Source organism: Vibrio sp. A2-1 (genome assembly GCF_021728355.1).
Taxonomy (GTDB): domain Bacteria; phylum Pseudomonadota; class Gammaproteobacteria; order Enterobacterales; family Vibrionaceae; genus Vibrio; species Vibrio splendidus_K.
Window position 1 is genome coordinate 1,632,159 of record NZ_JAKKCO010000001.1, and the last position, 12,668, is coordinate 1,644,826.

At 40.9% G+C, this 12,668-nt stretch carries 12 protein-coding genes; 5 read left to right on the top strand and 7 right to left on the bottom strand.

Annotation, left to right across the window (positions count from 1 at the left end):
* Positions 1 to 641 precede the first annotated feature (641 nt).
* From L3V33_RS06865 to L3V33_RS06880, 4 genes are all read right to left on the bottom strand, one after another.
* Entirely contained in the window at positions 642 to 2,339 is a 1,698-nt protein-coding gene (locus tag L3V33_RS06865) for a hypothetical protein (protein WP_237290055.1), read from the bottom strand.
* 722 nt (positions 2,340 to 3,061) lie between these two features.
* Positions 3,062 to 3,910, bottom strand: coding sequence for a hypothetical protein (locus tag L3V33_RS06870; RefSeq protein ID WP_237290056.1), 849 nt, complete (start codon positions 3,908 to 3,910; stop codon positions 3,062 to 3,064).
* Positions 3,911 to 4,171: 261 nt separating this feature from the next.
* A complete protein-coding gene (locus L3V33_RS06875; protein WP_237290057.1) occupies positions 4,172 to 5,089 on the bottom strand; it encodes a DMT family transporter in 918 nt (305 codons plus the stop codon).
* A gap of 271 nt (positions 5,090 to 5,360) precedes the next feature.
* A complete protein-coding gene (locus tag L3V33_RS06880) occupies positions 5,361 to 6,263 on the bottom strand; it encodes a LysR family transcriptional regulator (protein WP_237290058.1) in 903 nt (300 codons plus the stop codon).
* A 113-nt stretch (positions 6,264 to 6,376) separates the two neighbouring features.
* Here L3V33_RS06880 and L3V33_RS06885 point away from each other — a divergent pair, with 113 nt between their 5' ends.
* Both L3V33_RS06885 and L3V33_RS06890 read left to right on the top strand, forming a co-directional pair.
* Positions 6,377 to 6,685: an antibiotic biosynthesis monooxygenase family protein gene (locus L3V33_RS06885; protein WP_237290178.1), complete on the top strand. Its 309-nt coding sequence runs from the start codon at positions 6,377 to 6,379 to the stop codon at positions 6,683 to 6,685.
* Positions 6,685 to 7,080, top strand: a complete 396-nt coding sequence (locus L3V33_RS06890; RefSeq protein WP_145563156.1) for a RidA family protein — start codon at positions 6,685 to 6,687, stop codon at positions 7,078 to 7,080. Before L3V33_RS06885 ends, L3V33_RS06890 begins: the two co-directional genes overlap by 1 nt.
* Positions 7,081 to 7,844: 764 nt before the next feature.
* Here the strand turns inward: L3V33_RS06890 and L3V33_RS06895 are convergent.
* Positions 7,845 to 8,768, bottom strand: a complete 924-nt coding sequence (locus tag L3V33_RS06895) for a LysR family transcriptional regulator (protein ID WP_017075262.1) — start codon at positions 8,766 to 8,768, stop codon at positions 7,845 to 7,847.
* A gap of 134 nt (positions 8,769 to 8,902) precedes the next feature.
* Complete coding sequence (locus L3V33_RS06900; protein WP_145563148.1) at positions 8,903 to 9,796, bottom strand: DMT family transporter; 894 nt, start codon at positions 9,794 to 9,796, stop codon at positions 8,903 to 8,905.
* A gap of 124 nt (positions 9,797 to 9,920) precedes the next feature.
* On the opposite strand from L3V33_RS06900, the gene L3V33_RS06905 reads away from it, so the two are divergent.
* The gene (locus L3V33_RS06905) at positions 9,921 to 10,403 is read left to right on the top strand and encodes a MarR family transcriptional regulator (RefSeq protein ID WP_010432677.1); all 483 of its coding nucleotides are present in this window, start codon (positions 9,921 to 9,923) and stop codon (positions 10,401 to 10,403) included.
* A 283-nt stretch (positions 10,404 to 10,686) separates the two neighbouring features.
* Positions 10,687 to 10,989, top strand: a complete 303-nt coding sequence (locus L3V33_RS06910) for a hypothetical protein (RefSeq protein ID WP_146455395.1) — start codon at positions 10,687 to 10,689, stop codon at positions 10,987 to 10,989.
* Between the two features lie 29 nt (positions 10,990 to 11,018).
* On the opposite strand, the gene L3V33_RS06915 is transcribed toward L3V33_RS06910, so the two are convergent.
* Positions 11,019 to 11,924 carry a LysR family transcriptional regulator gene (locus L3V33_RS06915; protein WP_237290059.1) on the bottom strand — a complete coding sequence of 302 codons (906 nt, stop codon included), beginning with the start codon at positions 11,922 to 11,924 and terminating at the stop codon, positions 11,019 to 11,021.
* Between the two features lie 205 nt (positions 11,925 to 12,129).
* On the opposite strand from L3V33_RS06915, the gene L3V33_RS06920 reads away from it, so the two are divergent.
* Complete coding sequence (locus L3V33_RS06920) at positions 12,130 to 12,567, top strand: DoxX family protein (protein WP_017075257.1); 438 nt, start codon at positions 12,130 to 12,132, stop codon at positions 12,565 to 12,567.
* Positions 12,568 to 12,668: the final 101 nt, after the last annotated feature.

Below are 12,668 nucleotides of genomic sequence, written 5' to 3' on the forward strand. Positions count from 1 at the left end.
GACTAAGTTAATACACGTAAACGGTTTATTTAATAACCGAGAAAAAGAGTGCAGCTATTGATAGTACTGTGGGAATTATCATCCCGAAGATCAGAAATTTCATTTTCATCCAATATAGGCTTCTCTCATACTGGTGAGTTCTTTCCATCAGAAATAATATACGATCCATCTTTATATCTTCACCACCAAAAACAAGTGATAGTTCACTTTCATAACCTGATCTCATTTCAATGTTCCTACTTTTTAGTGACTAATATTATTTTAAATAAAACTTTATAATAACTTACATTGGCTCTGACTAGTTATAGAGTGGTTGATGCCATCAATAATTGATATGGGTATAAGTAAAGTCATCGAGTTTATTACCAGTGAAATAAGCCCCTAATGTAAACTAATCAATAAATAAAAACATAATACAAAGTTAAATATCATTGTCCTACTCACAGGGTTAAGTTCAAGACTGATTCGATATGAATTTCAATGTTTACATTAAAGTCATGCTCATTAGGTGATTGCCACTAGATAATAAAATCCTAGATGTGAATATCTACGTTATTGATCCCATTAATTACTTTTCTCAAGCGCGGGTTGTAATTTGGTTCCCCATACCCTTTCAGCTGATGTACAGTTACTCTACTAATTTAGAAAATGTACACGGATCCAGCATTTTTCCAGGAATTATCACTCCAATCGAGAAGAGGATCCGAAGGATGTCCAGGTGCTCCAATAGCAAGCTCATCAGCGCCGGGTTTAAACATCATTGACTTCCCGAACTCCTCGTTTACACCACTGACACTATCACCAGTAAAAACGCCTTCCCATGCGTAGTCTCGATCACCATAGTTAGTTAAGTGGTAAACATAAACCGCACCGTCTGTATCACCACCAATTTCTAAGGTATCAGGGCTGTGATGAAAACCAAACCCTCGCCATGGGGCCTGTGGGGCGGATACCGCTAGATAACCGTTGTCACTAAGCGCGATATCAGAACCAAAATTTTGACCTTTAAATGCCTTTACTGGATCTATTGAATCGACGTTTGACCAAAAACCTTTCTGTGAGTCGTATTTATAACTAAAGACTTTATCAACCCCAGGTGCTCCAACGAGAATAAGGTTTGCGTCTTTATTTATAGTGACTGATGACCCGAAACCACTGTTTTCAATTGGGATGGGCATTTTCAATACGGTTTCTAAGCGCCAAATATCGGTGTAATGGTTTGGATAGGGGTTAAGGCGGTATACATAGACAGTACCACCGTGCTTGACTTCGCTACCTGTATCTTTTCGTAATGAATCCATAGGAGAACCAACGACTATAACGTTGTCTTTTGCAATAGCGACACTAGCCCCGAATTTTGCATCGATAGCTAGATCATCTGGACGCTTTAGTTTTAGTTCACTAGGGTGACGTACTGTTTTAATGCCCGATTCAGGAGCCGATGGAAAGTTGAGATCTTTATTGAGGAAGAGTGAGACTTCTCCTGCCATATTTTTATTTTTGTGCCCCATGACAATGATACCACCATTATCACCTGAGCTAGCTAAAGCTTGGCCATAAGAATCAGTAATAGAACCACTTGAATCGCTGTAATTTTCAAACCAATGTTCTAAGTGTCCATTATTATAGTGACTATTTGTTTTGCCAAAAATAACGAGCGCTTTGTTTTCATCCGAAGCAGAATACGTCGATGTTGCAAGCATCATGTCTTCGAAAGTGTTACCTATGGCCACTAAGCTATTCGTTGATTTTCGTGCTTCAGTGTTATAGCTCGTTCTATTCGCTATTTCTTCATCATAATTATAATTGCCATTTTCCTGCGCAGTATAAATACCAACTATATGATTTGATTCTTCACCTGAATTGACGATTAAATGATCATTTTTCCAGGTTAGTGCATCGCCAAAGCGAACGTTGCTCGAATCGGAATGCTTAAGGTTCGTTTTAACCCGTATGACAGTTTGTTCTAGATTTTTTAATTGAAATTGTGGAGATTGAACAAGACAATAATCATTATTTTTGCAGGCTAGCAGTTCATAATCAGAAGCTGCGGCATCAAAATCGACGAGTTCGATCTTTAGCTTATATGAAGTACCAGTGATTGATGGTTCAATTACTTCGCTAATTAAGCCATGAGCCGAGGGTCTATAACGTATCAACTTATAATGTTTAATTCCTTCAATTTTATGCCATTCTAAAAGTATGCTTTTAGCTTGAATTGACTGGGATACGGTCAGAGAAGAGTTGTCTTGGTGAGTGTCTGATGATGGAGATGAATCACTTCCACATGCAGATAAGTTTAATGCGGTGAATATAAGAAAAATGTACTTTTTGGTCATTGTGACCCTCCATAGGTAGAAAATTAATCCGAAGTGCTGATGAGTACCTTAAACTCTGTCTATTGATTAGTTGAGCTATAGAATAATTACTAATTCTCTTTAAATCTAAATTTAAATCATCAACATTACTTTTCAATAAACGTGATATCTAGCACTTTACAAAGACCTTAATTTTCTAATTCGTCAACCTACGAGACAATTAGCGACACTATCTTTAATACACGTAACTTAGGAAAATGGAGTGAACAGAGTTTGTATGTGGGGTTTTCTAAAATTATAATCATAATTTTTTAAGCACTTTATCAGAATGTTTATATTTAAATATGTGTCATATTAAGTATGAAATCTAATAAGCCTTTCTGTGTGTTGATTATTTAATGTCTAAATTAATGTTCAGTTGTTGATGTGTTATGGGTGAATATATACAAAATATCATTGAATTACCCCTAGCTAAGTGGTTATTTGTCTTGGGTTTCTAAAATGTACGTTGGGATGTGTAAAATAAGTAAAGCCCTCATGGAAGATTGTTTTGAGGGTTTTACCGTTCATTTTTATTTGACTATTACAGTCTTCATTTTCCATGGTGTAAATTTTTGAGCAGCTCATTTTTTGGTTCTAATGAAACAAGAGCTTGATGATAGAATAATGATGAGGAAGCTCTACTCATGAGTAAACCTACTACGGATGGTCAAAGAAGCGTCACGCTCTAAACGGATTACTTCCTATGCCACCTGTTTTTCTAATGAGCCTGAAAAACGCTTCTTATAGCTGCGTAACATACTAAGGCTGAATATGGCTGTTAAGGTTTCAGCAAACAGGATACTTGCCCAAATACCTTGTTCTGGGAATAGCTTTGGCAAAATCATGATACCCAATGCGACGAACACAAAACCTCGTCCTAGAGATATTAGTGTTGCTTGCTTAGGTTTGGCCGTTGCCTGAAACAGGTTGGCGATCACCAAGTTTATGCCCATCAGCGGCACAGCAAAGAAGAAGAACGTCAATGCGGTTGATGACAGTCCAATCAAATCAGCAACCTTGTTTACTCGGCTGTCGCGCACTTCACCTTTCAATGAGGATTGGGTGGCAAAGCGTAATATGTAGCGCAAAAAGCTATTCATGAGTGATTCTACCAAATCCCAGTCGCTATCCACTCGCTCACATTCTTCTTTGATCATGGTGAAAATAGGCAGCAGGTAGCGGTTGCCTTCCTCACTGCAATCCAAATAGGGAGGGCGACTTTGATGCATGGCAAAAACAGTGTCGACTAATTGTGTGTTGCGATGATTGGTTTTGACAAAACCTGGGGTAAATACCAGTAAACGAGCATTTTCTCCCACCAGTTCTGAGCGGTGCACCTGACCGGGAGCTATGGTAAAAATACGCCCGATCTTGTTGTCATAGTCAACGAAATCAATACTCTGACTGCCTAGGTTATCCACGCACCATACCAACTCCCAATATTCATGCCTGTGTGGTTCAAGAAACGCGTCGTCATCGTTTTTAGACAGCTCGGTGGCACGGCAAGGCTGACCTTTGATGAGTAGAACGTGTTTAATGGGTGCTCTCATGACGTTCCTTTTCTGAATACTGATGTTGTGTAGGCTAAGACAATGGTCGACGATTCTAGTTGTTTCTAATGTAGTTGATAGTAACTTTTAAGTCATTCGCTTGGCGTGTTATTAACTATTAACTATGAGTCGTTACACCGTGATCGCGGTGAGACCAGTTGGAGTGTATGCGGAGGGGAGTGAGGTAGGAGCTTCGATTCGAGTAACTCAATAAAACCCAAGAAGCTCATTGCGAGCTTCTTGGATGAATTAACATAGAGCTTAGTTGCTGCTTGCCGTTTTTAGCGTAGAGCGAAGCTTGAAAATTCCCTTTGGCGCCTTGGTGAGCAAGATGCCGCAAAGCAGGGGAATCATCATAAACAATGATTGTTCAGACAGAACTTCACCATTGACGTAGCAAGAGATCAGTAGAGCAACAACAGGGAAAATCAGGAAGCAGATAGAAGCTTGGAAAGGTGACGAAACCTGTCCCAGCTTGAAGTAAGCAACAATGCCCCCAACACTCGCTACAAAGCCTAGGTAAATCACGGCTGAAATCGAATCCCAAGTGAACGATTCAACATTGACGTTTTCACCGATAGCCGAGACCGCGAACAAGAATAGAGAAGCAATAAAGCTCGGTAATGCGTTGTAAGTCAGCACTTCAATGCCCTTGCAGTGTTTCTGAACCAACACATACATAACAGCGTGAATGGCGACAGCAAGTCCTAGGCAAATAGTACCCATTAGGTAATCATCGCCACCCATTTGCATTTCGTTGCCAAGGATTAAACATAGGCTCACAACAGCCGTGATCAAACCGAATATTTGGTGCTTTGCCAATCGTAGGCCTAGGAATAAGCCAGACATTAGCATGACAGCAACCGGCATGTTCGCGAAGATGATCGACGCTAAACCAGAAGAGATGTATTGCTCGCCGTAGATCATCAAAGTAAACGGAATCGCGAAGTACATCAGTGCCACAATAAGTAACCACTGACGCTTACCTTTTGGGAACAGGAGTGGTTGATTAAAGACTTTCGCTAAAACGACTAGCGGAGGTGCTGCAAGGAAAAAGCGCAGTGCAGTGGCAAAAATAGGTGGGATAGAATGCAATGCCACTTCCATAGCGAACCAAGTGGTTCCCCAAATTAAGCAAACAGAGACAAAAAGCAAGATAGTTAGAGACTTCGAATTCATGGTGACTACTCATTAATAATTATTTTAAATCATAGGCTTGTGGCGCCTTAATGACGTGGCACAGTATAGATAAGTAGTCGGAGAAATTTTTTGTCTTTTTGTCTCTGATTTTGCTTTTTTATAGAAATAAAATCTCCAATATTACAATTAGAAGTAAATTATTTCTTCAATGTTTATATTTCACAATATCATTGTTCTTTGTGGGGTCAAATTAAATATTAGAAATGGGCCTTCTAATATTTAATTCTCTTCGTTTGATTGTGTGAGTCACTTATGAATAAGATTCAGCGTGTCGTTTTAGGTCGTCCATAAAAGCTCGAATCCTGGCTGGCATTTGCAAGCCATAGTTATGCACGATATAGAAAGGGGCTTTAAGTATCTGCCCTTCCGGCAAAAGGCTCACTAATGTACCTTTGAGTAGTTCTTCTTCAATAGCTTGTTTTGGTAAGCAAGCAATGCCTAATCCAGATAAAGCCATCATTTTTATGGTAGGAACACTGTCCCCGGTACGGCTGGCTTTGAATTGATAGGTGTTCACTTTCCCTTTGCTCACTTCAAAACTTCTTTGGCTGTTAATACCTTCCCACTGATTGGCAATATAATCATATTCGGAAAGATCATTTGAGGTGACGGGTAACTGTAATTGTGTGTTCGCAAGATAGTCTGGGTGGCAGCACAGTACCTGTTGAAGGTCACCAAGCTTTATTGCTCGAGATGTTGAATCTGGTAGGTCGCCTACTGTGACCGATAGATCTATGTATTTATCGATGAGATTGAGGCGCATATCGCTGGCTAATAATTGAGGTTCGATACGGGGATGGGCTTTCATGAACTCACACATCGCCGGTCCAATAAGATTTGTCATCAATGTGTGTGGCGAGGTGATGGTGATGGTGCCTGCAAAATCAGAACAGGACTCGCGTGCTTCTTCTTCAGCAAGTGTCATTAATTTTCGCATTTCCAAACATCGTTGATACAAGCGCTGACCAGCATCAGTTAGAGATTGTCGACGTGTTGTTCGAGTGAGTAGTTTTACATCAAGGTATTGCTCAAGCCCTTGTAAATGGTGACTAACGACAGATTTTGATAGTTCTAGTTTATCAGCCGCTTTGGTTATAGAGCCAGAATCTACGATTTGGGCGAATACTTGCATACGATGTAATTCGTTTTTCATTGTTGTTATTGTCTCATAAAATCGAACGATATTTGAAATCCTACTGTATTTATCTATTTTCACAAACAAGTAAGCTTCTCCTCGTACCTTAACAAAATAAGAAAACGGAGAGAATAATGACTATTTTAGTGCAATTCACCTTGAGCCATACTGAAGATAAAACGGCAGAGATCGTTGAATTTTTTAACGAAATATTGCCAGATACTCGAACTTTCAACGGTAACCTTTCTGCGGAACTTTACCAAAAAGATCTGTCTGAAAACGCCTTGGTTCTATGCGAAGAATGGGAAAGTACCGCTCACTTCAATGAATACATTGCTTGGCGCAAAGATATTGGCGATTTTGACCGTTTAGGCGCGATGCTTACGGATATGCCAATTATCACCGTCATGTCAAAAATCGTCACAGTCTCTAAGGCGTAATGATGAATAAGATATGGAGCCCTTCTTCAGTACCCGCTCCGGCCGCTAATTATCACCAGTGTGCGTTGATTCCTGCTGGCTCGACGCGGTTACATATAGCCGGGCAACTAGGGATTGATAGCCAAGGTATGGTTGCTGAGAGTGCGGAAGAACAAATTGTATTAGCTTGGAAAAATTTGAGAGGCGTGCTTCAGGCCAATCAAATGGATGTGGAAGATCTTATCAGTGTAAGGCTGTACTTAGTTGATCGAAATGATATGCCTGAGTATCAAGCTGCAAAGCAACGCTTGCCTTTCGATGTTGGTGGTCTCCCAACGACATTATTGTTTGTTAGTGGGTTATTTGATGAGCGATGGAAAGTCGAAATTGAAGCTGAGGCCGCGAAAGTGATTTAAGTCGATCGCTGTATGCTCAATTGATACGAAAGACATGATATGAAGCAAAAAGCCCCTTTATTGAATCAGACTATAAAGGGGTGAGAGCTACCACACGAAACGGTAAACTAAAAACGAAGGTTGAAACCTAGCTCGACGCTGCCATCTGAACGGGTAGGGTCACTTGGACTAACGCGCTTTTGACCGAATGTATATTTCACATATGGTTCCACCCATTTGGGTTTCAGCGTAAAAGTGACGTCTTGGCTGTTTGAAGCTTTGATCTAGGTAATTGAATGTTTGTCTTTGATGGTTGTTTGTAGATACAACAAAAGGTATCAATAATCATTTCATCGTACCCTCAACTTTCAAAAAAGGAGCCGCTGATAAGCGGCCCCTTTGCTTTTATATTTATTATTTTGACTAGCGCGGTCTTTGACGGCTTGTTTTATTTTCTGACGTTGTTTTTGTTAAAGAGATTTTGTTTTTACGACTTTGATCCGACCCTAAACCTGAGATAAATTAACTACGCTCTGCGTCCCTTTTTCATCTTACCTGGCATATTTATATCAATGGTGTTAGCTGATTCTATGTCCGTAATTAGTCGTTCATTTAATTTTCGGCTAGATAGCCTTCTGAATATTAAGATGCTTCAATCGCTAGTTATGTGGCGTTCCTAGCCGATGAGAGAAGTATATGGACTGAACAAAAAAGCCTCTAATCTCTTAAAAGAATAGAGGCCTTAACGATGAGTTATTAATGAAACAGAGTAAAGAGGGTGATAACTACTGGTTATTATTGAGTTGTGATTCAAGTATTTTCCTCAACCACAGCGTCATTGGGCTATTTCGGTTTTTGTGATGATAGTACGCACAAACCGTTGGTTCGTAATAGCTACTATCAAACAGCAACTTGATGGCTCTTAATGAGGTTTCTTGTTCAATATCTAGGAATTTAGATGCTGGGAATAACATGTCTGAGTTTTTGACGACATCAATAACTGCAGACGGTAATTCTGAACGAAAACCAATGTTTGCTTTCAACCCTTTTACTTTGAGTATTTTCTCCGCTTGTGACTGGTGTGAATTCCAATCAACCGCAATGACTGAAGCTAATTCAAAATTTACTCCGTCTTTAATTTCTAAAAATTCTTTTTCGTATGGGTGATCTTTCCTGACATACCCTTTGAAAGTATCTTGCGCAATAGGCTTTTGTAGTAGTTCTTTAGGGGCATGGTTAATCTCGTAGTTCAACCCTATGTAAACTTCATCATTAATAATGTCGGTCATGGTTGTGCCTGACCAATTCAATAGCTGAATTTGTACTAGTGGTGCTTCAGAACGAATGGCTTTAAAGAGCTTACTTGAAAGAGACGACAGCAAATATGGGGACAATGCGACTTTGACCACTCCTTGTAGTTCGGCGGGATTAAAATCATTGCTGTTATTAATAGCGAAAGAAAGTTCATCAAGTATTGGTGAAATGCTTTCCGCTAGCATAGTCGCGTGATCAGTTGCACGTAATCCGTGGTGCGTTTTTACAAATAGCTCATCGTCGAAATGATCGCGCAATCTTTGTAGAGCTTTACTGATCGCCGGTTGAGATACGAACAAACGTTCGGATGCTTTGCGCATATTCCGCTCTTGATGCAGGATCATAAAAGTTCGCAGTAGATTTAAATCTAAGCTAGAAAACAAGTCTTTTGCCATATTGAGCACCTTATTATTAGTTATTTAACTATAAGGTTGGGTCGGTACGAGAACAAATACATATTTTATATAGGTGTGATGCCTGTAAAGAAAAACCCGCACTTGGCGGGTTCATAAGTAACAATCTAAATCTTTTACTGCGTAACGGGTTTGACCGTTTTGGTTTGCCTTACTGCCAGAATAAGCTGTGGTAGTAGTGACATCACGATCATGCCTGTCATCAGTGAATACTGTACTGGAGTAAAGGATTCACCCATCAACACCATTCCCGTAACGATGCCAGCCACTGGGTTAGCGATGCCACCGAAGGTGAAATCGACCACTGACATACGTTGTAGTAACCATACATACATGCCGTAACCTAGTGCTGTATTTAGCCCAATTACCCACAATAGACCCATTGCATTGCGAGAATCGAAATGAGTGACAGCATTAACATAAGGTTGTGGGTCGATGAACGCATGAACGCCAGACGCGACAGACAAAATCGCACCGCCTAGAATCAGCTGCCACGTTAATACCTTCCACCAGTGCATGCGATTACCCAGTGATTTGGTAATGCTGCTGCCGATGACGATACACATGATCGCGGCGAACATGGCACCTAAACCAATTGGATTCAAAGCGATTTGGCTTGGGTTAAACAGTATCCACGCTAAGGTGATCAAGCCAATACCAGACAGGGCTTGAATCAAATGCGGGCGCTGCTTTTTCACTACCCAATGGAAGATCATCGCGAACACAGGCACAGAGATCATACCCACGCCAGAAATCGCTGAAGGCAGCGTTAGTGCCATCACGAAGATCAGGCCAAAGAAGGTCGCAATATTGATAAGGCCCAATGTGAAAATGATCTGCCACTCGCCTTTTTTAGGCAGTGTCGGCTTTACTGCTAGCAATAACAAACCAGCAGGTAACGCACGCAAAGCACCTAATAATAATGGTGGCCACTCCTGTAGCGTAAATTGCGTCACTGCATAGGTTGTTCCCCAAAAGAACGCGGGGATCATTGCTAATAATATGTTCATTTAAAATATCTTTACGTTAAGATAACTATTGTGTGAACTGTATACTGAGAACTAGTGGTTGTAAAGTATCTTTATGTTAAACTAGTTTGAAGTAAACAAGACTAATCACGGAGCTAGATTGCAAATGGATGCTATCGACCGCGTTGTAGAGCAATGGGCAAAGGAAAAGCCCGAATTAGAAACTGAGCCTATGGCAATGATGGGCCGGATTATGCGTATTGCCAAGTATATGGAGACGCAGGTTGCCGAGCTTCATAAAAAATACGACATGAAACTCGGTGAGTTTGATGTGCTAGCCACGTTGCGACGTTCTGGAAAGCCTTATCGACTCACTCCCTCTGAGCTGATAGGTTCGATGATGCTGACATCCGGCGCGATGACCAATCGCCTTGATAAGCTAGAAGCTAAAGGGTTGATCAGTCGTGAGCACAGCAAAGAAGACAGACGCAGCGTGAGTGTGCAGTTAACCAAAGATGGTTTGATCTTGATTGACCAAATGATGACTGAGCATGTTGAAACGCAGAAGAAGCTGGTGAAATCTCTGTCTGCGAGCCAGAAGAAAAACACTAACCAGCTGCTGAAAACATGGTTGAGTGCTTACGAGTAATTGACTGGCTGGATCGGCTTGCTGAACTTATTGAATTTCTTGAACTGAGCTAGCTTAATCTGATTTGAAAACCGAAGTGATGAGCTTCGGTTTTTTTGTGTCTGCAATTTGTGTTGCGCTATTTAGTATCGGTTAATTTGGGAACGGCACTGAGCCAGAAAACCGAACAAGTTCCATCGATGTAATTCAATATTTTAGGACATCCTATTTAAGACTTCCCGTTATCAATAGAGAGTCCCCATCCGTATATTTCTCGTATTCCCACAATACAGAGATTACTGAAATGAAACTTAAAATAGCCCTTAGCGCAGCACTACTAGTGACGTCATTTGCATCTCATGCAGAATTGAAAATGTCGATCAATGAACAAACTAACGGCGTCGTCGTCACGGTTTATAAAGATGGAGAACGCGTCCCTAATGCGCAGGTGACCACTAATATTAGAGGTCAGCAGGTCACGGAAACATCAGACAGAGGACAAGCCTTTTTCTATAAGGGAAATATCCCGAGGGTGTACCGATTTGAAGCAACCACACCTCAAGGGGAGAGTGTCCAACAAAGTCGATTCATCGGACGAGATAAATAGATTTGTCGGCTTATCTGGATAGGATCGAGCTAGTGAGTTTGAGCCGACGCTCTCCAGCATTTTTCTAACTTTTTCAAAGCGAGTGTTTTTGCTTTCCCCATGTTACCTATTTGCCACGCGAGCACGATATCAACGGTTCTTGCGTGGCCAATTTCCACTAAACTTCCGGCTTCTAACTCGGTGGTTATAAGCTGTTTAGGCAGAGTGCCGATACCAAGGTTCCGTTGAATTGCCGTTAACTTACTACTCATTGAACTGACCGTACTGGTTTTTTGATTCAGTAATATATTTTTGGTTATTTTAGGCGCAGATTTAGCGGTATCGGCCACTGCGATGATCGTGTGTTTACGTCGTGTGGTTTCATTGAGCGGATTGGGTTCGTTTAAAATGGAGGCACTTTTCGCGGCCACCCAGATCATTTCTACACGGCCGATAGTTTTACTGTTCACGGTATTCGGTAGTTCGATATTGGGCATCGATGAGATAAGAATATCCGCTTTTCCTGAGATTAATGCTTCCCAGCCCCCCGACAAAATATCCTCTTGGACATACAGTTGCGTGCTGCATTCTGTTGCCATGTCGGCGATTAACGACAACGCAATGTCTTGTCCGATAATGCCGTCATAGGAAACAAACAGTTCGCTTTCCCAACCACTTGAGAAACGTTGTATTTGGTTTATGAGTTCATCTGACCCAGTTAGTAACTGTCGGCCATTTTCCACTAACATTTGTCCTACCTGAGTAAACACGGCTCTGTGTCCTGAACGATCTAAGATCAAGATGCCGAGTTCATCTTCCAATTTTTGAATCTGATAACTCAATGCAGAAACGGATCGATTGAGATGCGCAGAGGCTGACGAGTAAGTCCCTTCACGTTGTAGAACATCCAATATTTGTAAGGTGTCGAGCGGCAGTGTTTTCTTCAGAGTCTTCATAAAATCAATAAAAATGGGGCAAGTGTTTCAATGAGTTTAAGGCATGGTAACAGTATTGAGGTTGTTGAATCTTCGGATTTAGTCAGTAATTTGTATGCGAGTATGTCTACTAAAATTTCAAACAAGTTGTTCTATTTTTCTCGTTATCATCTTAATGCTAAGTCGAATAACCTATCGGCAATGAAACTTATCAAGGCTTAGAACTATGAACACTAGATTGAACGACACACTGACTTTTTTCGCTCGTATTTTATTGGCTTACTTGTTTATTCAAGCGGGTTGGGGAAAGCTATTTAGCTATGAAGGAACCGCGGGATATATGGCATCTCAAGGAGTTAGTGCTCACTTGTTGCCTTTGGTTATCTTGCTTGAACTCGGTGGCGGGCTTGCAATTTTAGCTGGATTTATGACTCGCTTTACAGCGTTCTCGATTGCATTTTTCTCTTTAGTCTCTGGTGTTATGTTTCACTTCGACCCAAGTTCATCGGGGCAAATGATTCACTTCTACAAAAACGTCTCTGTTGCTGGTGGGTATTTGGCGTTAGCGGTACTTGGTGCGGGATCGTTTAGTGTTGATTACTGGTTGTCTAATAAGTTTAAGCAAGACGCCAAATGGACGCGCTTAATGGTTCTTGTTCGTTAGTGGTTTTTGTCTAATCGCAGTTTATTCGTTAGTGTTGTTGGCGCAACTTATGAATAAAAACCGAAGCTCAGGCTTCGGTTTTTTGTTTCTGTTTAAGAACT